Below are 25,407 nucleotides of genomic sequence, written 5' to 3' on the forward strand. Positions count from 1 at the left end.
GGAGAGGGTCAACTCAGGCAGGCATGGCTTCCTGCGGGATAATCGCCCCGCGATACTGAATCACCGTACTTGCCGTCAGATGGCCGCGCCTTGCGGCCTCTTCCGCGCTGCCACCGCTCAGGCGCACCGCCAGATAGCCTGCGCTAAAGGAATCTCCCGCCGCCGTAGTATCAATGACTTTCTCTTTCGCCAGCTTTACCGCCGGGATCTCCAGCACCGCTTCGCCCTTAACCGCAACCAGGCAAGAGTCTGCCCCGCGCTTAATAACCACTTCGCTCACCCCTGCCGCCTGGGTTCGCTGGATAACGTCGCTGGCCGGGCTGGTGCCCCAAAGCGCGTCTTCATCGTCCAGCGTCAGGAACGCGATGTCGGTGCAGGCCAGCATTTGCCGATAGACGCTCTGCGTCTCTTCCCGGCTGGCCCATAAACGCGGGCGATAGTTGTTATCAAAAATCACCTTACAGCCGCTGGCCCGCGCCTGTTTCAGCAACGCCATCAGCCTGTTTCGGCTGGCTTCGTTGAGAATGGCGAGGCTGATGCCGCTCAGGTAGAGATAGTCGAACCGCGCCAGCTCGGCGCAAACCTCTGCTGAGCGTTCGCTCTCCAGCCAGAAACGGGCGGCGGCCTCGTTACGCCAGTAGTAAAAGGTGCGCTCTCCGCTGGCGTCGGTTTCGATGTAATAAAGCCCCGGCAGCCGGTGCTCCAGGCGCTGGATAAGCCCGGTATGCAGCCCTTCCCGGGACCACGCCTCAAGCATTTGCCGGCTGAAACTATCTTCACCAAGAGCGGTAACGTAATGAACGGCAAGCGAGTTTTTATCAACCTGGCGAGCAAGATAAACCGAGGTATTTAGCGTGTCGCCGCCGAAACCGCGCTGTAGTTCCGCACCGTTTTGTGACAGCTCTATCATGCATTCGCCGATAACGGCAATTTTGCTGGTTGGCATAGGAGACCTGATGATTAAACGAACAAAAAGAGAGTTTTTTGCATTCTCCGCCGCGTTGAAAAGTGAGTCAAACAATTTAAAACGACGTTTTGAAAAAATTTGAAGCGCGCCAGGTTGTTGTGATTGTGACAAAAATCGCGGCCAAACGTTTTGCTGCGAAAGCGAACATAAAGTTCTCTATTGCCACGCCGATAACCTTTCGACGAGCCACGTAGAGTCATCAGGTCAAACAGGATGTACAGATGAAGTTGAAGCAGATTACTCACCGGCTGCATACGCTTGAAGCGAGCGTGGAAAGTTTGCAGGAACGACGATTTTGGCTGCAATGCCAGCGGCGCTACACCTTTCAGCCAATTTATAAAATCGACGGGAAATTAATGGCAGTTGAGCTGCTGACGGTGGTTACGCATCCGGGCGAAGCTGATGCCCGTATCCCGCCCGACCGCTATTTCTCTTCGATTTCCGGACACCAGCGTCTTGATGTCATTGAAGAGCAGCTGCGCCTGCTCGAGGCGTGGGAACAGACCTTTATCCGGCACGGTATTCTGGCGTCGGTAAACGTGGACGGCCCTACGCTTATCGCCATGAAGCAGCATCAGCCGATCCTTGAGCTGATCGCTAAGCTGCCGTGGGTGCGCTTTGAGTTGGTCGAGCATATTAATTTACCGCAGGCGGCAACACTTGCAGGCATGCACGAATTCGGCCCGCTCTGGCTGGATGATTTTGGTACCGGACTGGCAAACTTTTCCGCGCTGAGCGAAGTGCGTTACGACTATATCAAAGTCGCGCGTGAGCTTTTTATCATGCTGAGAAAGAGCGATGAAGGGCGTAATCTTTTTACCATGCTGTTGCAGTTGATGAACCGCTATTGCAAGGGTGTTATCGTAGAAGGTATTGAAACTATTGAAGAATGGCGCGATGTGCAGTCCTCTCCTGCCTATGCTGCCCAGGGGTATTTTCTGTCCCGCCCGGTGCCTTTCGAAAACCTGGAAAATGTTCTGACCCGTTTCCCCTGATGCCGTTTTGGTCTCGCTGGACTATCTTTTAGTCAGGCAGACCGGCATTAGGAGAGGAAAACAGGATGACGAGAACAGGTAAAATAAGCAGTGGAATCGCCGGGATTTTCTTGTTGTTGGTTGTAGTGGCGATCGTCGTGATTGCGACTTTCGACTGGAATCGACTGAAACCAACCATCAACCAAAAAGTCTCGACAGAGCTGAACCGCCCTTTTGCTATTCGCGGTGATTTGGGCGTTGTCTGGGAACGTAATAAAGAGGAAACGGGCTGGCGCAGCTGGATTCCGTGGCCGCACGTTCACGCCGAAGATATTCTCCTCGGCAACCCGCCGGATATTCCCGAAGTGACGATGGTGCATCTGCCCCGAGTGGATGCAACCCTGGCCCCGCTGGCGCTGCTCACCAAAACTGTTTATATCCCGTGGATCAAGCTGGTTGAGCCGGACGCACGGATTATCCGGCTGTCGGAAAAAAACAATAACTGGACTTTTAACCTCGCCAATTCAACCTCTGAAGACCCAAATCAGAAGCCTTCCGGGTGGTCGTTCCGCCTCGACAATATTCTGTTTGATAAAGGCCGAATCACCGTCGATGACAAAGTGACGAAGGCCGATTTGACCCTCCTGGTTGACCCGCTCGGGAAACCGCTGCCGTTCAGTGAAGTCTCCGGGCAGAAACGCCAGGGCAAAGATGCGGCGAAGGCCGCCGACTACGTTTTTGGCCTGAAAGTGAATGGCCGCTACGGCGGACAGCCGGTGGAAGGGAGCGGAAAAATTGGCGGCATGCTGGCGCTTCGCAGTGAGAACGACAGCGCCTTCCCGGTACAGGCAGACGTGCGCTCGGGCACTTCGCGCGTTGCTTTTGTTGGCACCATCAATGACCCGATGAAAATGGGCGGCGTTGACCTGCGCCTGAAATTCTCGGGCGACTCCCTCGGCAATCTCTATGCGCTGACCGGCGTTTTACTGCCTGAAACCCCGCCGTTTGAAACTGATGGCCATCTGTTGGCAAAAATCGACTCTGAAAAAGGTTCGATATTCCGCTATCAGGATTTTAACGGGCGAATTGGCGACAGCGATATTCACGGCTCGCTAACTTACAGCCAGGGCAAACCCCGGCCTAAGCTGGAGGGGGATCTGGTTTCTAAACAGCTGCGCCTTGCCGATTTGGGGCCGCTGATCGGCGTGGACTCGGGGAAGGGAGTTGAGAAAACCGAAAAGGCAAAACAGCAACGTGGGGAAAAAACGGCGCAACCGGCCGACAAGGTGCTGCCTTACGACCGATTTGAAACGGATAAGTGGAACGTGATGGATGCCGACGTGCGCTTTAAAGGGCAGCGCATCGAGCACAGCGGAACGCTACCGCTTAGCGATCTCTCCACCCACGTTATCTTAAAAAATGCCGACCTGCGCCTGGATCCGCTGAAGTTTGGCATGGCGGGGGGCAGCATCAACGCCAATATTCACCTCGAAGGCGATAAAAAGCCGATGCAGGGCAAAGCGGAGATTCAGGCGCGGCGTCTTCAGCTTAAACAGCTGATGCCCAAGGTCGAGTCGATGCAGAAGACCCTTGGGGAACTGAATGGTGACGCCAATCTTAGCGGGCGAGGTAACTCCATTGCCGGACTGCTGGGCACCAGCAACGGCAACCTCAAGCTGCTGATGAACGACGGCCTTATTAGCCGCAACCTGATGGAAATCGTTGGTTTAAACGTTGGGAACTATATCGTCGGCAAGATTTTTGGTGATGACGAAGTGCGCATCAACTGCGCCGCTGCGAATCTGGATCTGCGTAACGGGACGGCGACGCCTAAGATTTTTGCCTTCGATACGGAAAATGCGCTGATTAACGTCACCGGCAGCGCCAATTTCGCCAGCGAGCGGCTGGACTTAACCATCGACCCTGAAAGCAAAGGTATTCGAATTATCACCCTGCGTTCACCGCTGTACGTGCGCGGTACGTTTAAGAACCCGGATGCGGGCGTGAAGCCGGGGCCGCTGATTGTGCGCGGTGCGGTTGCCGCCGCTCTGGCGACTTTAGTGACGCCTGCTGCGGCGCTGGCCGCGCTGATATCGCCTTCAGAAGGGAGTGATAATCAGTGCCGGACTATTCTGGGGCAGATGAAGAAGTGAGTGTATTGCCCCTCACCCCGGCCCTCTCCCCGGAGGGGCGAGGGGGAAAAGAAAAACCAGGGGAGAGGGTGAGGGTAAAAATTACAGCGACTGATGGCGGGTTTCTTTGCTCAGCAGCAGCGCAATCAGCGTCAGCGCCGACATGCACGCCAGATACACGCCAACATAGAACAGGCCGTAATTAGCCTGCAGCCAGGTGGCAATGTAGGGCGCAACGGACGCCCCAAGAATGGAGGCGACGTTGTAGGAGAATGAAGCCCCGGTATAGCGAACCTCGGTCGGGAACAGCTCCGGCAGCAGGGCGCCCATCGGGCCGAAGGTCAGCCCCATCAGGCTCAGGCCGATTAACAGATAGGCCATCACCAGCGCCTGGTTTCCTGAACCCAGCAGCGGCGGGAAGACGAACAGGGCAAATACGATCATCAGGCTGGTGATAATAATCATGCTTTTGCGGCGGCCAAACGCGTCCGCAAGGTAGCCGGCAATCGGCACCATCACGCCAAAGCCAATCACCGCCATCATCAGCATCCACAGCACGTCGTTACGCGAGAAGCCAAGGCCGGCCGGTGCGGGCGCGGTACTGAAGGTCATCGAGTAGACCGTCATGATATAGAACAGCGTATAGGTTGCCAGCATGATGAAGGTGCCGAGGATGGTGGCCTTCAAATGTTTGCTCAGCAGCGTACCCATCGGCACTTTTACCTGCTTTCCGGCTTTGGCAATCTTCGCGAATACCGGGGTTTCATGCAGCGATACGCGCACATAAAGCCCGATAATGACCAATACGGCAGATAGAATAAACGGTACGCGCCAGCCCCAGGACATAAACTGCTCGTCGGTCAGCAGCCAGGAGAGCAGCAGGAAGGTGCCGTTGGCAAAGAAGAAGCCAATAGGCGCACCAAGCTGTGGGAAGGAGCCGTACAGCGCGCGTTTACGCGGCGGCGCATTCTCGGTTGCCAGCAGGGCAGCACCGCCCCATTCACCGCCAAGGCCAAGACCCTGGCCAAAGCGAGCCAGAGCCAGCAGCAGCGGGGCGAAAATGCCAATGGAGGCATAGCCCGGCAGCAGGCCAATCACCACGGTAGAAACACCCATGGTTAGCAGAGATGCAACCAGCGTGACCTTGCGGCCCACCCGGTCGCCAAAGTGACCAAATAGCGCCGAGCCAATCGGGCGCGCAATAAAGGCGATAGCAAAGGTAGCCAGCGACTGTAGCGTGGCCGCCGTCGGGTCACCCTGCGGGAAGAAAATGTGCGGGAAAACAATGACCGCCGCGGTGGCGTAAATGTAAAAGTCGAAGAACTCGATGGCCGTGCCGACCAGCGAGGCAACAACGACTTTTCCGCGTGAGTTTACTGGCGTGGCGTCAGCCCCGGTATCGAGAGTTGTGGCAACGGATGCTTGCATAGATTTTTCTTATTTATAGCGAACGAAGGACCATTTACGCATAGCAAAAGGAGCATTTCAACGCGCCGCGCGGCCTGTGGCCGGTCAAAAAATGGTCATTAAGTGGATAATTTTCAGACTGGCGCGTAAGCATCTATGAAATGCTTCACAAAATTTACAAAATAGATGATAAAACTGGTTTTAGGTTAAATAAAAGTTACCAGTTAGATTTATCTGCTAAGTTAGCCTCTGCCTCACGGCGGGAGCAAAAAGCGGCGATATCGCCGGACTGAAACTCATCCAGATGCGACATGAGTTTATCCAGCGGCCAGTCCCACCAGGCAATGCGTTGCAGGCTGGCGGCAATATCCTGCGGGAAGCGGCTGCGGATAAGCTTAGCGGGAACGCCGCCAACGATGGTGTAGGGCGCGACGTCTTTGCTCACTACCGCTCCGGCGGCAAGTACCGCTCCGTCGCCGACCGTTACGCCGGGCAGTACGATAACTCCGTGCCCAATCCACACGTCATTACCAATCACCACTCTGTCTTCCCGGCGGTGTTCAAAGAATGAGGTATCCCGGCTAACGTCCGCGGCGTAATACTCCGGGCAATAGGTAAAGCGATGTTGTGAAGGGCGGTCCATCGGGTGGTTGGGCGCGCCGAGGCGAACATGGTTGGCAATGGCGGTGAATTTACCGATAACGCTATCGGCAATGCAGCAGTGCTCGCCCAGGTAGGAGAAGTCGCCCAGCGAGCTGTATTCCACCACGGTGTTGGCAAGGATTTCGCACTGCTCGCCGATTTGAGCTTCCCGCAGGCGAACGCTGGGGTCGATAAAGGTTTTCTTGAGCTTGGGTACGGAGGCGGTTGTCATGGCACTGTTCTCTGGTCGGAGGTTTAGACAAGTAAACCCGCCAGCACGGATGCTGGCGGCCTACCTATCCTGACCGGAGATCATGACAAGATTATTTATGCGTCTTGCCCGGCATTCTTGGGTCGTCTTTATATTCCGCGGTGGCAATCCAGGCGGCACAAAACAGCGTCAGGCGGGCGAAGAAGTAGAAGAAGGCCATCAGCCCAAGCACCGAGCCAAATGCGGCCCCGGACGGCGAGCTGACAAGCTTTGGCAGGCTGTAGGTCATGATGATTTTGATAACCTCGAAGCCAATCGCCGCAATCAGAGTGCCGCGGATCAGCGCTTTACGGCGCGGGCGGTGGCGCGGCAGACGCCAGAAAATCCAGAAAAACAGCAGGTAGTTAGCGAAAATAGAAATCGCCAGGCCGACCAGATGCCAGGCCGGTTTCAGCCATTCGATGTCGCCGAGATGCAGCAGGCCAATCAGCAACGTCTGGGCCGAGCCTGAGATAGACGTTATCGAGAGCGTAACAATCAGCGCAATCAGCAGGCCAATCAGCGAGATAAAGTCGCGCAGATATTTTATCCAGAATTTTTCCTGATCCTGCGGGCTACGCTCCCACTTATCGCGCGACTGGGCGCGCACCGCTTCGCGCAGGTTACCCATCCAGTTTATGCCGGAGTAGAGCGCAATCAGCAGCCCGACCAGGCCGACGGTGGTTCGCTGCTGAACGGCGGTGTTGATGGTATTTTTCAGCGTAGCGGCAAGGGTGGGATCGCTGACGTTATCGAGGATCTTGGCAAAAATATCTTCAAGCAGGGTTGGGTGCGAGGCGAGAACATAGCCGCCCGCTGCAAACGCCACCATCATTATTGGGATAAGCGACAGGAACGAGAAGTAGGTAATGGCCGCTCCGAACTGGTTGCCAAGGCGGTCATTAAAGCGCTCCGTTGCGCGCAGCAGGTGCGCCACCATAGGCAGCCTGACCGTTTTATTCACGGTGGCGATGGTGCTGTTTACGGCGGCGTTGCCGGTTTTGAGCTTGACCAGCGGTTCGCTATTGTCCGTTTGCTCGCTTTTCTCTTCGTCCTGTGGAGGCGTAATGCTCACTACAGGCTGGTATTCCAGCTCGTTGGTTGGGCGTTTTTCGCTATTATCCGGCGTCGTCATCGGGTCAATTTTCCTTTTGTTAAGGCAGGATCTTAAGGAAATTATAGCCATAACGCTAATCTACATAAGATTTCAGTATCTCAGTTAGCCACTCCATAAACAGATGTACCCGCCGGGAAAGGTTGCGGCGGTGCGGGTAAAGCAGCGAGATGGGCATCGGTTCGGCGCGGTATTGCGGCAGGATTTCCACCAGGCTGCCGTTCTTCAACTGGGCTTTTACCCCTACGCGCGGCACCTGAATAATGCCCAGCCCGGCAACGCAGGCGGCCTGATAAGTTTCGGTGCTGTTGACCGTAATCAGCCCGCCGGTTTTCACCCATTGCGTGATTTTATCCAGCCAGACTTCAAATCCCTGAGGCCTTGATCCAAGGTTTTGCGCGTAATGTACCAGCGCGTGGGAAGCGAGGTCGTCGAGGTTTTCAGGGTAGCCAAAGCGGCTCAGGTAGTCCGGGCTGGCGCAGTTAATCATGGTGAATTTGCCAATCGGCCTTGCCACCAGGCCGGAGTCTTTGAGTTGCCCCACGCGCACTACGCAGTCAAACCCTTCCCGCACCACATCAACCATTCTGTCGCTGCTGCTGAGTTCTAATTCGATACCGGGATATTGCTGAAGAAAGCCGGGGAGTTTGGGAATAATCAGGCCGCGTGCCAGCGTAACCGGCATATCCACCCGCAGCCGCCCGCTGATGCTGGCGGGGTCGCTCTGGAACAGACCGTCCAGCTCTTCGAGGTTGGCCAGCAGATCCCGGCAGCGTTCGTAATAGACCATCCCGTCCTGGGTGAGCTGAACCCGCCGGGTGGTTCTGTGCAGCAGGCGCGTGCCGAGGGTGCTTTCCAGCGCCTGAATCTGGCGCGAAACGCTGCCCTTAGGTAGCCCAAGCGTGTCTGCGGCGCGGGTAAAACTCTCCAGCTCCGCCACTCTGACGAAAAGCTGCATTGCGTGTATTTTATCCATCTTATCCCCGCATTGTTGTCGCCAGTGAAACAGTGAAGCGCATTACGGCATATTTATTGATTTTGTATCAGCTAATAAGCTGTATCTCAATTACCAGACGGCCAATTAAGAGGTTTATCATGAGTCAGCGCATCGCTTTAGTGACCGGCGGCAGCCGTGGATTAGGTAAAAACGCAGCCCTGAAGCTGGCGGCAAAGGGAATGGGGATTATCCTCACCTTTAACAGCCAGAAGCAGGAAGCGGAGAAGGTCGTGAGTGAAATTGAGCGATTTGGCGTGAAGGCGGCGGCAATTCAGCTCAACGTCGGCGATTCTTCAGCGTTCGCTAATTTTGCTGAGCAGGTTAAAGAGACGCTGCAAAAGGTCTGGCAGCGCGACAGATTTGATTATTTATTGAACAATGCGGGAATTGGCCTCGAAGCTTCATTTGCAGAAACCACCGAAGCCCAGTTTGATGAAATTATGAACATCCATCTGAAGGGGCCATTCTTCCTGACCCAGCGCCTGCTGCCGCTGATCAAAGACGGCGGGCGTATCCTGAATGTTTCCACCGGGCTGACGCGTTTCTCGCTGCCGGGCAAAGCCGCCTACGCCACGATGAAAGGAGCGATGGAGGTGCTGACCAAATACCAGGCCAAAGAGCTGGGTTCACGCGGGATTGCGGTGAACATCATCGCGCCGGGGGCGATTGCCACAGATTTTAGCGGCGGTATTGTGCGGGATAACGAGCATGTGGCTAAAGCTATCGCTGCGCAAACCGCGCTTGGCCGCGTGGGCCAGCCGGATGATATTGGCGATGCTATTGCCGCTATTCTTAGCGATGAAACCGGCTGGATGAATGCCCAGCGCATCGAAGTTTCCGGCGGGATGTTCCTTTAATTTTTTGACCGTTCCCGACAGGTGATCCTCACCCTAACCCTCTCCCTAAAAGGGAGAGGGGACAGACTGAATCCAGTTTTCGGGGCGAGGGGCAACTCCTACGCCGTAATTTCCCAGCCGCGTGCTTTCCACAGCGCCGGTAATTCCGCCAGGTCGGTAAAAGTCGTCACTTTAGGATGATCGATTGGCCTGTTGTGCGGATCGGCACAGAAGTAGAAGACCTCCATCCCCGCCGCAACGCCGGACTGTGCCCCTGCCATCGAATCATCAACCAGAATGCTGCGCTCCACGCTGACCTTCATCTGCTCGGCGGCGTGAAACATCAGCGCCGGGTCCGGCTTCCAGCGCTGAATATCGTAGCCGCTGTACAGCGTGTCGTGGAAGTAGTCGAGCATGCCGGTTTTACCGAGCGAATGCTGCATCTTGCTAACCGGGCCGTTAGACACCACGCACATCGGCTTGCGTATTTGCGCCAGCAGCGTATTTGCCCCGGCGATCTCCTGTAATTCGCTATCGAACAGCCGCGCGACTTCGGCGCGGTAAATTGCTTCCAGCTCGGGCTTCGGCAGGCTGGTGCCATGCCGGGCATTAATTGTGTCGATAATTTCGTAAAGTTTAACGCCCTTGAAGGTCTTAAAGACGTCTTCAAGCGCAAGCTGAATGCCGTATTGCGCAAACATATGCACGTAGGCTTTGGAGCAGATTACTTCGCTGTCTACCAGCGTGCCATCGCAGTCAAAAAATACCGCTTCTATACCGGACATGCCGTTTCCTTGGTTTCAGATTTAACGTTTACTCTATGCTTTTTGCGCAACGCAATCGATCCCGTTGCGATAATTTCCGCGAAAAAAGTGGATGATTTGCGTTATCCCCTGCCATTTTTGGTATAGGATAGCGGCGTATTTTTTCCTCTTTTAGTTCGGAAACCGATAATGAGCCAACCACAGTCCACTCCGGAAGCAAGCCCGGGGCTGCTCGAACGCGCGTTCAAATTACGTGAACATGGCACCACCGCACGTACCGAGGTGATAGCCGGGTTTACCACGTTCCTGACGATGGTCTACATCGTTTTTGTTAACCCACAAATTCTCGGTGCCGCAGGCATGGATACCCAGGCGGTATTCGTGACAACCTGCCTGATTGCCGCTTTTGGCAGCATCCTGATGGGCCTGTTTGCTAACCTGCCGGTAGCGCTGGCTCCGGCGATGGGGCTTAACGCCTTCTTCGCTTTTGTCGTCGTTGGCGCTATGGGTCTTTCCTGGCAAGTTGGCATGGGCGCAATTTTCTGGGGCGCCGTCGGCCTGCTGCTGCTAACTATTTTCCGCGTTCGCTACTGGATGATAGCCAATATCCCGCTTGGCCTGCGCGTCGGCATCACCAGCGGTATTGGCCTGTTTATCGGCATGATGGGGCTGAAAAATGCCGGTATCATCGTTGCCAACAAAGAGACGCTGGTCAGCATCGGCAACCTGACTTCCCATAGCGTTCTGCTGGGCGCGCTGGGCTTCTTTATCATCGCCGTACTCGCCTCCCGCAATATTCACGCCGCGGTGCTGGTGTCCATTGTGGTGACCACTCTGCTGGGCTGGCTGCTGGGTGACGTGCAATATCACGGCATCGTGTCTGCGCCGCCGAGCGTAAGCAGCGTTGTGGGCCAGGTTGACCTTGCTGGCTCCCTCAATCTGGGTCTTGCGGGCGTTATCTTCTCCTTTATGCTGGTAAACCTGTTTGACTCCTCCGGCACCCTGATTGGCGTGACCGATAAAGCCGGGCTGACCGACGAGAAGGGCAAGTTCCCGCGCATGAAGCAGGCGCTGTTTGTTGACAGTATCTCCTCCGTGACCGGTTCCTTCTTCGGCACCTCTTCGGTTACCGCCTATATCGAAAGCTCTTCCGGCGTTTCCGTCGGCGGGCGTACCGGCCTGACCGCCGTTATCGTCGGCTTACTGTTCCTGCTGGTTATCTTCTTGTCTCCGTTGGCGGGTATGGTTCCGGCTTATGCGGCCGCAGGCGCGCTGATTTACGTCGGCGTGCTGATGACCTCAAGCCTGGCACGCGTGAAGTGGGACGACCTGACAGAAGCGGTTCCTGCGTTTATTACCGCGGTGATGATGCCGTTCAGCTTCTCGATTACCGAAGGTATCGCGCTGGGCTTTATCTCTTACTGCGTGATGAAACTGGGCACCGGCCGCTGGCGCGAGCTTAGCCCGTGCGTCATTATCGTTGCGCTGCTGTTTGTGCTGAAAATCGTTTTTGTCGATTAAGCCGGACGCTAAAAACAACAACGCCAGTCATGATGACTGGCGTTTTTTTTGGGCTGATTATCAGGCCTTAACGCGACGAATGTAGTCGCCAAAGGCGGTAAGCTGGCCGGTAAGATGGTCGAGGGTGCTTTGGTCCACCACTTCGCCACTCTGGGTATCGACTTTGTTCTGAATGACGCCACCCATAAATTCCGGCTTGTTCATCACCATTGCGTCGAGGAAGACGAGGATCTGACGCAGGTGATACTGGCAACGTGCGCCGCCGATTGCGCCCATAGAGCTGGTCTGGATTAGCACCGGCTTGCCCGCCAGCGGTTGCTCAGGGAGACGAGAAAGCCAGTCAATGGCGTTTTTCAGGCCGCCCGGCACCGAGTAGTTGTATTCCGGAGTGACAATCACCACGCCATCAGCCTGGCGGATCTGCTCGGCAATCGCCTCAACGCTCTGCGGGAAACCCTCTTCCTGCTGAACATCCGCGTCGTAAAGCGGAATGTCGCCGATGGAAGGCAGGGCGTCTATCTGCATGCCCGCCGGGGCAATGTTCGGCAGCGTACGGGCTACCATCGCATTAAATGAACCCTTACGCAGGCTCCCCAGTAAAGTCACTATCTTCAACGAATCAGACATTGGTACTCCTTTCTTTGTCAGGACGTTCGGGAAAATGTGTTGTGCGGCGCGGCGGATTCAGACGGGATGCCGGTCAGGCGAATCAGGCTGCCCTGAGTGCTACGGCTGCGGGCTTCCGCATCCGGCAATGCCTGCCACCCTTGTTGGCCGTCAAACTCCCACAGCTTCAGGCGTTCCACGCCGGGCGCAACGGTACAACCCCAGATGAGGATGTCTTCAGCGTCGCTTACGGCTTCAATATGCGGTTCGTTTGTGACGCGCAGGCGACCAGAGCCCGGCAATAATTGTAGTGCGCTGGGGCTGGTTTGCGGGTTATCCGTCAGTTTTAGCACACTTTGGCGCAGGGTGTGCAGCTGGGTGCGTGCTTCGTTTGGATCGTTTTGGTTGTCTATCCAGGTGGTTTCGCTGCTGCTGCTTTGCGGGTATTGCAGAACTGGAGAAGGCGCAAGGAAGCTGCGGCGAAGTTCCATATCCAGGCCACAGCGGCCCTCGGTGGCGAGTAAAACGCCAACCATATTTCCGGCATAGGCGATGCTGAAGTCCGGCAGCTCGTCGTCCGCAAAGTGCGGCCGCCCCGCAGTAGAGGTGATAATACGCGGCAGGCGCTGAGTGCCATACAGCATAAACATCATCTCGGCCAGCAGCGTTCTGGAGGCCAGATAGCGGGTACGGCGATGCTCGGGCATCAGGCTGGCACTGTTAAGGGTTTCGTCATTCAGGCGTGGAGATGTGGGATTGGGAGGGTTCAGAGCCCATCTTGCAAAATGCGTCGCCATTTGTCGCTCCATGATAATGGTCAGTAGATGTAATGCTGTTTTCGCTGAACAAAAACAGCGCTCCGCTTCGCTTCCTGAACGCCGTCAGGAAGAGAATAGTAATCCCCTGGTCAATGCGTTGTCATTGATGCTATTCAGGGAAATTATCTATTTTTTGCACGATATATTATACATCCAAGCCCGGGAAAATTCTGAGTGCTTTGTATATGTTGCGTACTGAAGGTGTCAGCCTGAAGACATCACTTTGAAATAATGATGTATTTTTTAGCCGGGAGAAATGCCCCGCATCCTGAACTGTGACGCGGGGCTAAAGCGGGGGTGTTATTTACCGATACAGAAGCTGGAGAAGATGCGGCCCAGCAGATCGTCGGAGCTGAATTCGCCGGTGATTTCACTTAAGTTCTGCTGCGCCAGGCGCAGCTCTTCCGCCAGCAGTTCTCCGGCCCAGGCACCGAGCAGCTGCGCTTTACCCTGCTGCAAATGGTTTGCCGCCTGTTCCAGCGCTTGCAGGTGGCGGCGGCGGGCGAGGAAGCCGCCTTCCATATTGGTTTCGAAGCCCATGCTCTGCTTCAGGTGGGCACGCAGCACCTCTACGCCTTCGCCGGTTCGGGCCGACAGGCGAACCAGTGAGTGACCATTCACTTCGCTCAGCCCCAGCGTCTCGCCGGTAACGTCCGCTTTATTGCGCACGACGGTTATCGGTAAACGTTCCGGCAGGCGGGCGATAAAGTCCGGCCAGATAGCGGCCGGATCTAATGCGTCGGTGGTGGTGCCATCGACCATAAACAGCACGCGATCGGCCTGTTCAATTTCCTGCCAGGCTCGTTCGATACCGATGCGCTCAACTTCGTCGCTGGCTTCGCGCAGGCCTGCCGTATCGATAATGTGCAGCGGCATACCGTCGATGTGGATATGCTCGCGCAGCACGTCGCGGGTGGTGCCGGCGATGTCGGTAACAATGGCGGCTTCACGACCGGCCAGGGCGTTTAGCAGGCTGGATTTACCGGCGTTAGGCCGCCCGGCAATGACCACTTTCATACCTTCACGCAGCAGGCTGCCCTGACGTGCTTCGGCGCGTACCGCATCAAGATCGCCAATGACCTGATTCAGCTGGGCTTCAATCTTGCCGTCCGAAAGGAAGTCGATCTCTTCATCTGGGAAGTCGATAGCCGCTTCTACATAAATACGCAGGTGCGTCAGCGCTTCAACCAGGTGATTAACGCGCGCTGAGAAAGCGCCCTGCAGCGAGTTGAGCGCTGAACGTGCGGCCTGTTCGGAGGTGGCGTCAATCAAGTCGGCAATCGCTTCGGCCTGAGCCAGGTCGAGCTTGTCGTTGAGGAACGCCCGCTCGGAGAACTCACCGGGGTTAGCGATGCGCAGGCCGGGCAGCGTCAGAATGCGCTTTAACAGCAGGTCGAGGATGACCGGGCCGCCGTGCCCCTGAAGTTCAAGAACATCTTCACCGGTAAACGAATTTGGGCCGGGGAACCACAGGGCAATGCCCTGGTCCAGCGCGCTTCCGTCCGCATCGCGAAACGGTAAGTAGTCCGCATAGCGCGGCTTAGGCAGTTTGCCGAGGACGGCTTCAGCCACCTCGCGCGCCTGACGGCCGGAAATACGCAGAATGCCTACGCCGCCGCGCCCCGGCGGGGTGGCCTGGGCGATAATTGTGTCATTGTGGCTCATAGTCTCTCTCAGCCCTTGAATAACAAAAGAAAAAGGCGGTCAATCGACCGCCTTTCGTAAGCTTAACGCCAGATGTTATCAGGTCTTTTTCTTGTCGCGGCTATGCAGGCCACGTTTTTCCAGACCGCGATAAATCAGCTGCTGCTGAAGGATGGTCACCAGGTTGCTGACGATATAGTACAGCACCAGACCTGACGGGAACCACAGGAAGAACACGGTGAAGATGACCGGCATAAAGGTCATGATCTTCTGCTGCATCGGGTCGGTTACCGTGGTCGGCGACATCTTCTGGATGAAGAACATTGTCGCGCCCATCAGAATCGGCAGGATGTAGTACGGGTCCTGTGCGGACAGGTCATGGATCCACAGGGCGAACGGCGCGTGGCGCAGCTCAACGGAACCCATCAGCATGTAGTACAGCGCCAGGAAGATTGGCATCTGGATGATAAGCGGGAAGCAGCCACCCAGCGGGTTAACCTTCTCAGCTTTATACAGCGCCATCATCTCCTGACTCATGCGCTGCTTATCGTCACCGATACGCTCACGCATCGCCGCCAGCTTCGGCTGCAGCATACGCATTTTCGCCATCGAGGTGTACTGCGCTTTGGTCAGCGGGTACATGATGCCGCGCACGATAAAGGTGATGACGATAATGGAGAAGCCCCAGTTACCGATGAAGCTGTGGATAAATTTCAGCAGCTTAAACAGCGGCTGAGAAATGAACCACAGCCAGCCGTAATCTACGGTCAGGTCAAGGTGTGGCGCAACGGCTGCCATCTTGTCCTGGATTTCCGGGCCGACCCACAGGGTGCTGCCCAGTTGAGCGGTTTGGCCAGGCTGAACCAGCTGTGAAGCGGATTTATAACCAATCGCTGCCACATTGTTGCTCAGTTTGGTGGTGTAGAAGTTGTTCGTGCCGGTTGTGTGCGGAACCCATGCGGTAGCAAAGTATTGCTGCAGCATCGCAACCCAGCCGCTGTTCGCGCTCAGGTTCAGGTTCTCGCCGTCGGCGATGTTGTCGAACTTAACTTTCTCGTATTTCGCGTCCGGGGTGGAGTAAGCCGCACCGCGGAAGGTGTGCAGCGCAAAGTTGCTGCTGCCGGTATCGCGATGCGTCGGCAGATTGATGGACTGCTTCAACTGACCGAAGGTCGCCAGCTCCAGCGGTTTCTCTCCCACGTTCTTCACATCGTAATCCACACCCACGGAGAACTCACCGCGTTTCAGGGTGAAGGTCTTGGTGAAGGTGTTGCCTGCGGCATCGGTATAGGTCAGCGGAACCGCCAGTTCGTTCTGGCCGTCAGCCAGCACAAAGGTGTCTGCCGTGACGTTATACAGAGGACGTTCGCCGTTTGCCGGGTTGTCCGGGCCGTCACGACCGGTCAGGCCGCTTTGCGCCTGGTAGATAAACTCCGGGGTCGTTTCCAGCAGTTGGAACGGCTCGGAAGATTTCAGCTCTTTCGGGTAGGTTGGCAACAGCGCTTGTTCTACATCACCACCGCGGGTGTTGATGGTCAGTTCAAGAACGTCAGTTTTAACCGTAATGAGTTTCCCCTGGCCGCTGGCCGGTACAGCCTGATTAGCGGCATTACCCGTTGCGGTGGTCGTAGTCTGCGTGGTCTGCTGTACCTGAGGAGCGTGATCCTGCTCCCAGGCTTGCCAGATCATGAAAGACACGAACAACAAAGCGATGAGAAAAAGATTGCGTTGCGAATCCATCGTTAGTGTTCTCTGGTATCAAAAGGTCCGGGCGGGACGGGATCGTCTCCACCGGGGTTCAAAGGGTGGCATTTTAGTACGCGTTTCATCGTTAACCAACTGCCTTTTAACACTCCAAACCTGCGTAAGGCCTCAATTCCGTAGTGAGAACAGGTTGGGGTGAAACGGCAATGCGGCCCGAGAAGCGGACTAATCAGGCGTTGATAGACCCTGATAAGGGCTATCAGGACCCGCGAGACTGGCGACAATGGCGACGCCATAACTTTTCCAATGCTTCCGATAAAGCCCGGTTATCCAGGTCGGCAACCCCTTTTTTCGCTACTACCACGAAATCCATTGGCGGCAGTTCGTGTTGACGCAGACGGAAGCTTTCACGCGTCAGACGTTTAATCCGATTGCGTTCATGTGCGCGTTTGACGTTTTTCTTGGCGACGGTAAGACCGATGCGGGGATGCCCCAGCGAATTCAGGCGGCCGAGGATGGTGATTTGCGGCGTGCCAGCTCTTTGCGGCTGCTGGAAGACGAATGTGAAATGATTGGGAGTTAACAAACGTAACTCCCTGGGAAAAGCTAGCTTAACCACTCAGGGGTTAGCTTTTATTACTTAGAAACGGTCAGACGAGAACGGCCTTTAGCACGACGACGTGCCAGTACCTGACGACCATTTTTAGTTGCCATACGAGCACGGAAGCCGTGAGAACGGTTGCGCTTCAGTACAGACGGTTGAAAAGTGCGTTTCATGGCGATTTCTACCTAAACTATTAAATTTCACTGGATTTGCGTAATGCCCTACAGGGTCTGCGAACGACCTACGCTTCAGTGTGGCTGATTAAAGAGGCCGGATTGTAATAATTGTACACTCCGGAGTCAATTCAATTCCCTTACTGCTGCGCCCTTTTGACCCCCGTAAAGAGGCCCGGATCTCCGCTGAAGTACAGCGGCATTACGCGACGGGTGGAGAATTATACGGCGTTGTCGATAAAGCGCAAGGATCCGCAGGGATCTTCCTCAGATCTCTTTAGTCAAAAATGTGCGCTGGTCATTAAATTTTCCAATATGAGACGGTTACCCGCTGCACGCTTGCCAGGATCGATTACACTTAACCGGCTCAAAACTTCCCTGTGGATAATTCGTGAAGAATCTGTGAGAAACAGAAGATCTCTGCCGCGCTTTAGGCTATGATCCGCGGTCCCGATCGTGATCCAGCTTTCACCGGGGAAACCGCAAATAGCGGTTCGCGCGCCTCCCACAGCCTGAGAGCGTGTGTCAACAATCATGAATGTATAACTTTCAGTCTTCGTCTTTTTTATCGACTTTGATCGAGTGGAGTCCGCCGTGTCACTTTCGCTTTGGCAGCAATGTCTTGCCCGATTGCAGGATGAGTTACCAGCCACAGAATTTAGTATGTGGATACGCCCCCTACAGGCGGAACTGAGCGATAACACGCTGGCTTTGTACGCGCCTAACCGTTTTGTGCTCGACTGGGTGCGCGATAAGTACCTTAATAACATCAACGGGCTTCTCAACGACTTTTGCGGCAGCGACGCACCTTTATTACGCTTCGAAGTTGGCAGCAAACCCGTTACTCAGCCCGTTGCAGCTATGGCAACGGCCGCAGCGCCGACTCATGTTGCGCGCGCGGCGGCCCCGATGCGCCCAAGCTGGGATAACATGCCTGCCCCGGCCGAACCTTCATACCGTTCTAACGTTAACCTGAAACACACCTTTGATAATTTCGTGGAAGGTAAGTCGAACCAGCTGGCCCGTGCGGCGGCTCGTCAGGTAGCGGACAACCCGGGCGGCGCTTATAACCCACTCTTCCTTTATGGCGGCACCGGCTTAGGTAAAACTCACCTGTTGCACGCCGTGGGTAACGGCATTATGGCGCGCAAGCCGAATGCCAAAGTGGTTTACATGCACTCTGAGCGCTTCGTTCAGGACATGGTAAAAGCGCTGCAAAACAACGCCATTGAAGAATTTAAGCGTTACTACCGTTCGGTGGATGCGCTGTTGATCGATGATATTCAGTTCTTTGCCAATAAAGAGCGCTCACAGGAAGAGTTTTTCCACACCTTCAACGCCCTGCTGGAAGGCAATCAGCAGATAATCCTCACTTCGGATCGTTATCCAAAAGAGATAAACGGCGTTGAGGATCGTTTGAAGTCCCGCTTCGGCTGGGGGCTGACCGTGGCTATCGAACCGCCAGAGCTGGAAACCCGCGTGGCTATCCTGATGAAAAAGGCCGACGAGAACGATATCCGTCTGCCGGGCGAAGTGGCCTTCTTTATTGCCAAGCGACTGCGCTCTAACGTGCGTGAGCTTGAAGGGGCGCTGAACCGCGTCATCGCCAACGCCAACTTTACCGGCCGTGCGATAACCATCGACTTCGTGCGTGAAGCGCTGCGTGACCTGCTTGCCCTTCAGGAAAAGCTGGTTACCATCGATAATATTCAGAAAACCGTAGCCGAGTATTATAAAATTAAGGTCGCGGATCTGCTGTCTAAACGTCGCTCCCGCTCGGTAGCCCGTCCGCGCCAGATGGCGATGGCGTTGGCGAAAGAGCTGACCAACCACAGCCTGCCGGAAATCGGTGATGCTTTTGGTGGCCGCGACCATACTACGGTTTTACATGCCTGCCGTAAGATTGAGCAGCTGCGTGAAGAAAGCCACGATATCAAAGAAGATTTCTCCAATTTAATCAGAACATTATCTTCGTGACGCTATGAAATTTACCGTTGAACGTGAACATTTATTAAAACCGCTGCAGCAGGTGAGTGGCCCTCTCGGAGGCCGCCCGACTCTGCCTATCCTGGGCAATCTGCTGCTGCAGGTGGCTGAAGGTGCACTCTCTTTAACCGGTACCGATCTGGAAATGGAGATGGTGGCGCGCGTGGCGCTGGTACAACCTCATGAACTTGGGGCGACCACCGTACCGGCGCGTAAATTCTTCGATATCTGTCGTGGCCTGCCGGAAGGCGCGGAGATAGCTGTTCAGCTGGAAGGGGACCGTATGCTGGTTCGCTCCGGGCGCAGCCGTTTCTCGCTTTCTACGCTGCCTGCGGCGGACTTCCCTAACCTGGACGACTGGCAGAGCGAGGTAGAATTTACCCTGCCGCAGGCGACCATGAAACGCCTGATCGAAGCCACGCAGTTCTCTATGGCGCATCAGGACGTTCGCTATTACTTAAACGGCATGCTGTTCGAAACCGAAGGTGAAGAACTGCGTACCGTTGCCACCGACGGGCACCGCCTGGCGGTTTGCTCGATGCCGGTTGGCCAGGCTCTGCCGAACCATTCGGTTATTGTTCCGCGTAAGGGCGTGATTGAGCTGATGCGCATGCTCGACGGCGGCGACACTCCGCTGCGTGTGCAGATCGGCAGCAATAACATTCGTGCCCACGTCGGCGATTTCATTTTCACCTCTAAGCTGGTGGATGGCCGCTTCCCGGACTACCGTCGCGTGCTGCCGAAAAACCCGGACAAACATCTCGATGCGGGCTGCGACCTGCTGAAGCAGGCGTTTGCCCGTGCGGCAATCCTGTCGAACGAGAAATTCCGCGGCGTGCGCCTGTTCGTTAGCGAAAATCAGCTGAAAATCACGGCCAACAACCCGGAGCAGGAAGAAGCAGAAGAAATTCTGGACGTTTCCTACGACGGTACCGAGATGGAAATCGGCTTCAACGTCAGCTACGTGCTTGACGTGCTGAACGCCCTGAAGTGCGAGAATGTACGCATTTTGCTGACAGACTCCGTTTCCAGCGTGCAGATTGAAGATGCGGCAAGCCAGTCGGCTGCCTATGTTGTTATGCCGATGAGACTGTAGATGTCACTTTCGCGTTTGCTGATTAAAGACTTTCGCAACATCGAAAACGCGGATCTTGCTCTCTCTCCGGGCTTTAATTTTCTGGTCGGTGCTAACGGCAGCGGCAAAACCAGCGTGCTTGAGGCGATTTATACCCTCGGGCACGGGCGCGCTTTTCGCAGCCTGAAAATTGAGCGTGTGATCCGCCATGAACAAGATTCTTTTGTGTTGCACGGGCGGTTAAAGACCGGTGAAAGGGAAACCTCCATCGGCCTGACAAAAGACCGCGCGGGCGACAGCAAAGTGCGCATTGACGGCAGCGACGGGCATAAAGTGGCCGAACTGGCGATGATGATGCCGATGCAGTTGATTACCCCCGAGGGGTTTACTTTGCTCAACGGCGGCCCCAAATACCGTAGAGCCTTCCTCGACTGGGGCTGTTTTCACAACGAACCGGGCTTTTTTGTCGCCTGGAGCAACCTCAAGCGCCTGCTGAAGCAACGTAACGCCGCGTTGCGCCAGGTGACACGCTACGCGCAGCTGCGCCCGTGGGATCAGGAGTTGATTCCGCTGGCCGAACAAATTAGCCGCTGGCGCGCCGATTATAGCGCCGCCATTGCGGAAGACATGGCTGATACCTGCGCTCAATTTCTACCGGAATTTGCCCTTAGCTTCTCTTTCCAGCGCGGCTGGGAGAAGGAGAGCGACTATAGCGAGCTGCTGGAGCGTAATTTTGAACGCGACCGGATGCTGACCTATACCGCGCACGGCCCCCACAAAGCGGATTTTCGCATTCGTGCCGACGGCGCTCCGGTGGAAGATACCCTGTCGCGCGGACAGCTTAAATTACTGATGTGCGCCTTAAGACTGGCGCAGGGTGAGTTTCTCACCCGGCAGAACGGGCGGCGTTGCCTGTATCTGATAGATGATTTTGCCTCTGAACTGGATGATGCCCGGCGCGGTCTATTGGCCAGCCGGTTAAAGGCCACGGAGTCACAGGTTTTTGTCAGCGCGATAAGCGCAGAACATGTGATAGATATGGCGGACAAAAATTCAAAGATGTTCGCTGTGGATCAGGGTAAAATAGCGGATTAACCCAAGATTAAATGAGCGAGAAACGTTGATGTCGAATTCTTATGACTCCTCCAGTATCAAAGTCCTTAAGGGGCTGGATGCGGTACGTAAACGCCCGGGCATGTATATCGGCGATACAGACGACGGCACCGGTCTGCACCACATGGTATTTGAGGTCGTGGATAACGCTATCGACGAAGCGCTCGCGGGCCACTGTAAAGACATCGTGGTCACTATCCACGCGGATAACTCCGTCTCGGTAACCGATGACGGCCGTGGCATTCCGACAGGTATCCACCCTGAAGAGGGCGTGTCTGCTGCGGAAGTTATCATGACGGTGCTGCACGCAGGCGGTAAGTTCGACGATAACTCCTATAAAGTCTCCGGCGGCCTGCACGGCGTGGGTGTTTCCGTAGTTAACGCCCTGTCCCAGAAGCTGGAACTGCTGATTCGCCGCGAAGGCAAAACCCATCAGCAAACCTACGTGCACGGTGTGCCGCAGGCTCCGCTGGCGGTAACCGGTGAAACCGAATTGACCGGGACCCAGGTGCGTTTCTGGCCGAGCCACGAAACCTTTACCAACGTTGTTGAATTTGAATATGACATCCTGGCTAAGCGCCTGCGCGAGCTGTCGTTCCTGAACTCCGGCGTGTCTATCCGCCTGCTCGACAAACGCGACGGCAAGCAGGATCACTTCCACTACGAAGGTGGGATCAAGGCATTTGTTGAGTACCTCAACAAAAATAAAACCCCGATCCACCCGAATGTTTTCTACTTCAGCACCGAAAAAGACGGCATTGGCGTAGAAGTGGCATTGCAGTGGAACGATGGTTTCCAGGAAAACATCTACTGCTTCACCAACAACATCCCGCAGCGCGACGGCGGTACTCACCTTGCGGGCTTCCGCGCGGCGATGACCCGTACCCTGAACGCCTACATGGATAAAGAAGGCTACAGCAAAAAAGCGAAAGTCAGCGCCACCGGCGACGATGCGCGTGAAGGCCTGATTGCCGTTGTTTCCGTGAAAGTGCCGGACCCGAAATTCTCTTCCCAGACCAAAGACAAACTGGTTTCTTCGGAAGTGAAATCCGCGGTTGAGCAGCAGATGAACGAACTGCTGGCTGAATACCTGCTGGAAAACCCGTCGGACGCGAAAATCGTTGTCGGTAAAATTATTGACGCGGCGCGCGCTCGTGAAGCCGCTCGTCGTGCCCGTGAAATGACTCGCCGTAAAGGCGCGCTCGACCTGGCAGGCCTGCCGGGCAAACTGGCGGACTGCCAGGAACGCGACCCGGCGCTGTCTGAACTCTACCTTGTGGAAGGGGACTCTGCGGGCGGCTCTGCAAAACAGGGGCGTAACCGTAAGAACCAGGCGATCCTGCCGCTGAAAGGTAAAATCCTTAACGTTGAGAAGGCTCGCTTCGACAAGATGCTCTCTTCTCAGGAAGTGGCGACGCTGATTACCGCGCTCGGCTGCGGTATCGGCCGCGACGAGTACAACCCGGACAAACTGCGTTACCACCACATCATCATCATGACCGATGCCGACGTCGATGGTTCGCACATCCGTACTCTGCTGCTGACCTTCTTCTACCGTCAGATGCCGGAAATCGTCGAGCGTGGCCACGTCTACATCGCGCAGCCGCCGCTGTACAAAGTGAAGAAAGGCAAGCAAGAGCAGTACATCAAAGACGACGAAGCGATGGATCAATATCAGATCTCTATCGCTCTTGACGGCGCGACGCTGCATGCCAATGCCCACGCGCCAGCTCTGGCGGGGGAAGCACTTGAGAAGCTGGTGGCCGAGTACAATGCCGCGCAGAAAATGATTGGCCGCATGGAACGCCGTTACCCTCGTAACCTGCTGAACAATCTGGTTTATCATCCGACTCTGTCGGCTGCTGACCTGACTGATGAAGCAAAAGTGACGCAGTGGATTTCCGCGCTTACCGTAACGCTGAATGAAAAAGAGCAGCACGGCAGCACCTGGAAATATGACGTTCGCCACAATGCGGAGCTGAACGTATTCGAACCTGTGGTGCGCGTGCGTACCCACGGCGTGGATACCGATTACCCGCTGGAAAAAGAGTTTGTTGAAGGTGGAGAATATGCTCGCCTGTGCACGCTGGGCGAGAAGCTGCGTGGCCTGATTGAAGAAGATGCCTTCATCGAACGCGGCGAGCGCCGTCAGCCGGTGACCAGCTTCGAGCAGGCGCTGGAATGGCTGGTGAAAGAGTCTCGCCGTGGCCTGTCCGTTCAGCGCTATAAAGGCCTGGGCGAGATGAACCCGGATCAGCTGTGGGAAACCACGATGGATCCGGACAGCCGCCGCATGCTGCGCGTTACCGTAAAAGACGCGATTGCTGCCGACCAGCTGTTCACCACGCTGATGGGCGACGCGGTTGAGCCACGTCGTGCGTTTATCGAAGAGAACGCCCTGAAAGCAGCGAACATCGATATTTAATATTGAGAGTCCGCCGTTAAGAAGGCCGCGCTTTTAGCGCGGCTTTATTTTTCTGACAAAGAAGGAAAAAACGTGGTTTTTCCTTCTTTGTGGTTAGCAGGCGAAAATCAATGAATTGATTTTCCTTGTTTATTTTTTGGTGCTCTCGGGTATTTCTTCTATACCTTTGACTTACCATCGTGATGGAGCCGCGCTTTTAGCGCGGCTTTTTTTATGGGCGCTATACTTTGCGTTGTCAGATTCATACATCGCAGAGGAAGAATCATGGGCTTTTTTGATCAGATTGCAGGTTCGTTGTTAAACGGCGATGCCGGTAAATATCAGGCAATTTTAAGCTGGGTGCAGCAGCAGGGCGGCGTTCAGGCGCTGCTGGATAAACTGCGCCAGGGTGGCCTTGGCGAGATAGTGTCGTCCTGGCTGAGCAGCAACAGCGCCAATCAGTCGCTCAGCGGCGACCAGATTACCCAGGCGCTTGGCTCCCCGTCCGTTGCGGCGCTGGGCGAGAAACTTGGCGTAGATAGCGGAGCGGCCTCGGCGCTGCTAGCGGAATATCTGCCGAAGGTTATCGACGCCCTGTCGCCAAACGGAGAGGTTAGCCCGGAGGCGCACAACGACCTGATGAGCGCTGGCGTTAACCTGCTGAAAGGAAAGCTATTTAGCTGATTATTCATCCTGCCCCGGCCGCGGCGTCGGGGCAATTTTTCGATCTTTTTCCCCGGGAAAAAGAGGAGTTTCCTCAGCGCCTTTCATCCTCCTTTTCCCCTGAGTTTGCTGCTGTTTTTTGAGCGGAATCGCGTTAGCATGGGGTAAATCCATTACCTCAGAAGATCCCATGGCCATAAAACTCATAGCAATCGATATGGATGGCACGCTGCTGCTGCCAGACCACACCATTTCTCCGGCGGTAAAGCAGGCTGTTGCGGCGGCGCGCGAGCGCGGCGTGAATGTGGTTATCTGCACCGGGCGTCCTTTTGCCGGCGTTGAGAGCTACCTGCGTGAGCTGCACATGGATAAGCCCGGCGACTACTGCATCACCTACAACGGGGCGCTGGTGCAGAAGGCGAGCGACGGCAGCACGGTTGCCCAGACGGCGCTGAGCTATGACGACTACCGCTACCTGGAAAATCTGTCCCGCGAAGTGGGTTCTCACTTCCACGCTCTTGACCGCCACACGCTGTACACCGCAAACCGCGACATCAGCTATTACACGGTCCACGAATCCTTTATCGCCAGCATTCCACTGGTGTTCTGCGAAGCGGAAAACATGGATAAAAACGGCGAGTTCCTGAAGGTCATGATGATTGATGAGCCGGTGGTGCTCGACAAGGCCATCGCCAAAATTCCTGCCGAAGTCTTTGAGCGCTATACCCTGATGAAAAGTTCGCCTTACTTCCTCGAGATCCTCGATAAGCGCGTGAACAAAGGTACCGGCGTGAAGTCTCTGGCCGAGAAGCTGGGCATTAAGCCGGAAGAAGTGATGACAATCGGCGACCAGGAAAACGACATCGCGATGCTGGAGTATGCCGGAATGGGCGTGGCAATGGATAACGCCATCGACAAGGTGAAAGCGGTCAGCAACTTTGTCACCAAATCCAACCTGGAAGACGGCGTGGCTTACGCCATTGAGAAATTCGTTCTTAACTAATTCTCCTGAG

23 protein-coding genes are annotated in these 25,407 nt (G+C 55.4%); 10 read left to right on the forward strand and 13 right to left on the reverse strand.

Annotated features, from left to right (window positions below; genetic code table 11):
• Nucleotides 1–13 precede the first annotated feature (13 nt).
• The gene (locus FOC35_RS09370) at nucleotides 14–946 is read right to left on the reverse strand and encodes a sugar kinase (protein ID WP_172568759.1); all 933 of its coding nucleotides are present in this window, start codon (nucleotides 944–946) and stop codon (nucleotides 14–16) included.
• A gap of 242 nt (nucleotides 947–1,188) precedes the next feature.
• Here FOC35_RS09370 and pdeH point away from each other — a divergent pair, with 242 nt between their 5' ends.
• Together pdeH and FOC35_RS09380 are read left to right on the forward strand one after the other, a co-directional pair.
• Nucleotides 1,189–1,962 (forward strand): cyclic-guanylate-specific phosphodiesterase, encoded by a 774-nt coding sequence (gene pdeH, locus FOC35_RS09375; protein WP_172568760.1) that lies wholly within the window; start codon nucleotides 1,189–1,191, stop codon nucleotides 1,960–1,962.
• Nucleotides 1,963–2,027: 65 nt separating this feature from the next.
• Entirely contained in the window at nucleotides 2,028–4,094 is a 2,067-nt protein-coding gene (locus FOC35_RS09380; RefSeq protein WP_172568761.1) for an AsmA family protein, read from the forward strand.
• 81 nt (nucleotides 4,095–4,175) lie between these two features.
• Here the strand turns inward: FOC35_RS09380 and FOC35_RS09385 are convergent, their stop codons facing one another.
• The 4 genes from FOC35_RS09385 to FOC35_RS09400 all read right to left on the reverse strand — a co-directional run bounded on the left by FOC35_RS09385 (nucleotide 4,176) and on the right by FOC35_RS09400 (nucleotide 8,462).
• Nucleotides 4,176–5,501 carry an MFS transporter gene (locus FOC35_RS09385; RefSeq protein ID WP_016538717.1) on the reverse strand — a complete coding sequence of 442 codons (1,326 nt, stop codon included), beginning with the start codon at nucleotides 5,499–5,501 and terminating at the stop codon, nucleotides 4,176–4,178.
• 196 nt (nucleotides 5,502–5,697) lie between these two features.
• Entirely contained in the window at nucleotides 5,698–6,354 is a 657-nt protein-coding gene (locus FOC35_RS09390; RefSeq protein WP_172568762.1) for a DapH/DapD/GlmU-related protein, read from the reverse strand.
• Between the two features lie 91 nt (nucleotides 6,355–6,445).
• Complete coding sequence (gene yhjD / locus FOC35_RS09395) at nucleotides 6,446–7,507, reverse strand: inner membrane protein YhjD (protein WP_039898948.1); 1,062 nt, start codon at nucleotides 7,505–7,507, stop codon at nucleotides 6,446–6,448.
• 55 nt (nucleotides 7,508–7,562) lie between these two features.
• Nucleotides 7,563–8,462 carry a LysR family transcriptional regulator gene (locus FOC35_RS09400; protein ID WP_172568763.1) on the reverse strand — a complete coding sequence of 300 codons (900 nt, stop codon included), beginning with the start codon at nucleotides 8,460–8,462 and terminating at the stop codon, nucleotides 7,563–7,565.
• Nucleotides 8,463–8,581: 119 nt separating this feature from the next.
• Here FOC35_RS09400 and FOC35_RS09405 point away from each other — a divergent pair, with 119 nt between their 5' ends.
• The gene (locus FOC35_RS09405) at nucleotides 8,582–9,340 is read left to right on the forward strand and encodes an SDR family NAD(P)-dependent oxidoreductase (protein ID WP_172568764.1); all 759 of its coding nucleotides are present in this window, start codon (nucleotides 8,582–8,584) and stop codon (nucleotides 9,338–9,340) included.
• Nucleotides 9,341–9,438: 98 nt separating this feature from the next.
• Here the strand turns inward: FOC35_RS09405 and yieH are convergent, their stop codons facing one another.
• Nucleotides 9,439–10,104: a 6-phosphogluconate phosphatase gene (yieH, locus tag FOC35_RS09410; RefSeq protein ID WP_172568765.1), complete on the reverse strand. Its 666-nt coding sequence runs from the start codon at nucleotides 10,102–10,104 to the stop codon at nucleotides 9,439–9,441.
• Nucleotides 10,105–10,272: 168 nt separating this feature from the next.
• Between yieH and FOC35_RS09415 the strand changes: the two genes are divergently transcribed.
• The gene (locus tag FOC35_RS09415; protein WP_172568766.1) at nucleotides 10,273–11,604 is read left to right on the forward strand and encodes an NCS2 family permease; all 1,332 of its coding nucleotides are present in this window, start codon (nucleotides 10,273–10,275) and stop codon (nucleotides 11,602–11,604) included.
• A 60-nt stretch (nucleotides 11,605–11,664) separates the two neighbouring features.
• Here the strand turns inward: FOC35_RS09415 and FOC35_RS09420 are convergent, their stop codons facing one another.
• The 7 genes from FOC35_RS09420 to rpmH all read right to left on the reverse strand — a co-directional run bounded on the left by FOC35_RS09420 (nucleotide 11,665) and on the right by rpmH (nucleotide 17,153).
• The gene (locus tag FOC35_RS09420) at nucleotides 11,665–12,231 is read right to left on the reverse strand and encodes an NADPH-dependent FMN reductase (RefSeq protein ID WP_016538710.1); all 567 of its coding nucleotides are present in this window, start codon (nucleotides 12,229–12,231) and stop codon (nucleotides 11,665–11,667) included.
• Nucleotides 12,232–12,248: 17 nt separating this feature from the next.
• Nucleotides 12,249–13,007, reverse strand: a complete 759-nt coding sequence (locus tag FOC35_RS09425) for a 4'-phosphopantetheinyl transferase superfamily protein (protein ID WP_172568767.1) — start codon at nucleotides 13,005–13,007, stop codon at nucleotides 12,249–12,251.
• Nucleotides 13,008–13,328: 321 nt separating this feature from the next.
• A complete protein-coding gene (mnmE, locus tag FOC35_RS09430) occupies nucleotides 13,329–14,693 on the reverse strand; it encodes a tRNA uridine-5-carboxymethylaminomethyl(34) synthesis GTPase MnmE (protein ID WP_172568768.1) in 1,365 nt (454 codons plus the stop codon).
• 78 nt (nucleotides 14,694–14,771) lie between these two features.
• On the reverse strand, nucleotides 14,772–16,412 hold the full coding sequence (gene yidC, locus FOC35_RS09435; RefSeq protein ID WP_016538706.1) for a membrane protein insertase YidC: 1,641 nt from the start codon (nucleotides 16,410–16,412) through the stop codon (nucleotides 14,772–14,774).
• 2 nt (nucleotides 16,413–16,414) lie between these two features.
• On the reverse strand, nucleotides 16,415–16,672 hold the full coding sequence (gene yidD, locus FOC35_RS09440; RefSeq protein WP_071704120.1) for a membrane protein insertion efficiency factor YidD: 258 nt from the start codon (nucleotides 16,670–16,672) through the stop codon (nucleotides 16,415–16,417).
• Nucleotides 16,636–16,995: a ribonuclease P protein component gene (gene rnpA / locus FOC35_RS09445; protein WP_039898946.1), complete on the reverse strand. Its 360-nt coding sequence runs from the start codon at nucleotides 16,993–16,995 to the stop codon at nucleotides 16,636–16,638. Before rnpA ends, yidD begins: the two co-directional genes overlap by 37 nt.
• 17 nt (nucleotides 16,996–17,012) lie before the next feature.
• On the reverse strand, nucleotides 17,013–17,153 hold the full coding sequence (gene rpmH / locus FOC35_RS09450; RefSeq protein ID WP_003849659.1) for a 50S ribosomal protein L34: 141 nt from the start codon (nucleotides 17,151–17,153) through the stop codon (nucleotides 17,013–17,015).
• Between the two features lie 594 nt (nucleotides 17,154–17,747).
• On the opposite strand from rpmH, the gene dnaA reads away from it, so the two are divergent.
• The 6 genes from dnaA to yidA all read left to right on the forward strand — a co-directional run bounded on the left by dnaA (nucleotide 17,748) and on the right by yidA (nucleotide 25,397).
• On the forward strand, nucleotides 17,748–19,130 hold the full coding sequence (gene dnaA / locus FOC35_RS09455; protein WP_039898944.1) for a chromosomal replication initiator protein DnaA: 1,383 nt from the start codon (nucleotides 17,748–17,750) through the stop codon (nucleotides 19,128–19,130).
• A gap of 4 nt (nucleotides 19,131–19,134) precedes the next feature.
• Nucleotides 19,135–20,235, forward strand: a complete 1,101-nt coding sequence (gene dnaN / locus FOC35_RS09460; RefSeq protein WP_172568769.1) for a DNA polymerase III subunit beta — start codon at nucleotides 19,135–19,137, stop codon at nucleotides 20,233–20,235.
• Nucleotides 20,236–21,309 (forward strand): DNA replication/repair protein RecF, encoded by a 1,074-nt coding sequence (recF, locus tag FOC35_RS09465; RefSeq protein WP_172568770.1) that lies wholly within the window; start codon nucleotides 20,236–20,238, stop codon nucleotides 21,307–21,309.
• A gap of 28 nt (nucleotides 21,310–21,337) precedes the next feature.
• The gene (gyrB, locus tag FOC35_RS09470) at nucleotides 21,338–23,752 is read left to right on the forward strand and encodes a DNA topoisomerase (ATP-hydrolyzing) subunit B (protein WP_172568771.1); all 2,415 of its coding nucleotides are present in this window, start codon (nucleotides 21,338–21,340) and stop codon (nucleotides 23,750–23,752) included.
• 264 nt (nucleotides 23,753–24,016) lie between these two features.
• Nucleotides 24,017–24,415: a YidB family protein gene (locus FOC35_RS09475; RefSeq protein WP_016538699.1), complete on the forward strand. Its 399-nt coding sequence runs from the start codon at nucleotides 24,017–24,019 to the stop codon at nucleotides 24,413–24,415.
• Nucleotides 24,416–24,584: 169 nt separating this feature from the next.
• Nucleotides 24,585–25,397, forward strand: a complete 813-nt coding sequence (gene yidA / locus FOC35_RS09480; RefSeq protein ID WP_016538697.1) for a sugar-phosphatase — start codon at nucleotides 24,585–24,587, stop codon at nucleotides 25,395–25,397.
• Nucleotides 25,398–25,407: the final 10 nt, after the last annotated feature.

Source organism: Cedecea sp. FDAARGOS_727, assembly GCF_012273235.1.
In the GTDB taxonomy this organism is placed as follows: domain Bacteria; phylum Pseudomonadota; class Gammaproteobacteria; order Enterobacterales; family Enterobacteriaceae; genus Cedecea; species Cedecea davisae.

Coding starts and splice junctions, on each gene's coding strand:
- FOC35_RS09390 (WP_172568762.1), bottom strand. CDS start 6,354: ATGACAACCGCCTCCGTACCCAAGCTCAAGAAAACCTTTATCGACCCC.
- FOC35_RS09475 (WP_016538699.1), top strand. CDS start 24,017: ATGGGCTTTTTTGATCAGATTGCAGGTTCGTTGTTAAACGGCGATGCC.
- recF (WP_172568770.1), top strand. CDS start 20,236: ATGTCACTTTCGCGTTTGCTGATTAAAGACTTTCGCAACATCGAAAAC.
- yhjD (WP_039898948.1), bottom strand. CDS start 7,507: ATGACGACGCCGGATAATAGCGAAAAACGCCCAACCAACGAGCTGGAA.
- yidA (WP_016538697.1), top strand. CDS start 24,585: ATGGCCATAAAACTCATAGCAATCGATATGGATGGCACGCTGCTGCTG.
- FOC35_RS09405 (WP_172568764.1), top strand. CDS start 8,582: ATGAGTCAGCGCATCGCTTTAGTGACCGGCGGCAGCCGTGGATTAGGT.
- FOC35_RS09380 (WP_172568761.1), top strand. CDS start 2,028: ATGACGAGAACAGGTAAAATAAGCAGTGGAATCGCCGGGATTTTCTTG.
- rpmH (WP_003849659.1), bottom strand. CDS start 17,153: ATGAAACGCACTTTTCAACCGTCTGTACTGAAGCGCAACCGTTCTCAC.
- FOC35_RS09415 (WP_172568766.1), top strand. CDS start 10,273: ATGAGCCAACCACAGTCCACTCCGGAAGCAAGCCCGGGGCTGCTCGAA.
- yidC (WP_016538706.1), bottom strand. CDS start 16,412: ATGGATTCGCAACGCAATCTTTTTCTCATCGCTTTGTTGTTCGTGTCT.
- dnaN (WP_172568769.1), top strand. CDS start 19,135: ATGAAATTTACCGTTGAACGTGAACATTTATTAAAACCGCTGCAGCAG.
- pdeH (WP_172568760.1), top strand. CDS start 1,189: ATGAAGTTGAAGCAGATTACTCACCGGCTGCATACGCTTGAAGCGAGC.
- yidD (WP_071704120.1), bottom strand. CDS start 16,672: ATGGCGTCGCCATTGTCGCCAGTCTCGCGGGTCCTGATAGCCCTTATC.
- gyrB (WP_172568771.1), top strand. CDS start 21,338: ATGTCGAATTCTTATGACTCCTCCAGTATCAAAGTCCTTAAGGGGCTG.
- FOC35_RS09420 (WP_016538710.1), bottom strand. CDS start 12,231: ATGTCTGATTCGTTGAAGATAGTGACTTTACTGGGGAGCCTGCGTAAG.
- FOC35_RS09370 (WP_172568759.1), bottom strand. CDS start 946: ATGCCAACCAGCAAAATTGCCGTTATCGGCGAATGCATGATAGAGCTG.
- FOC35_RS09425 (WP_172568767.1), bottom strand. CDS start 13,007: ATGGCGACGCATTTTGCAAGATGGGCTCTGAACCCTCCCAATCCCACA.
- FOC35_RS09385 (WP_016538717.1), bottom strand. CDS start 5,501: ATGCAAGCATCCGTTGCCACAACTCTCGATACCGGGGCTGACGCCACG.
- yieH (WP_172568765.1), bottom strand. CDS start 10,104: ATGTCCGGTATAGAAGCGGTATTTTTTGACTGCGATGGCACGCTGGTA.
- FOC35_RS09400 (WP_172568763.1), bottom strand. CDS start 8,462: ATGGATAAAATACACGCAATGCAGCTTTTCGTCAGAGTGGCGGAGCTG.
- mnmE (WP_172568768.1), bottom strand. CDS start 14,693: ATGAGCCACAATGACACAATTATCGCCCAGGCCACCCCGCCGGGGCGC.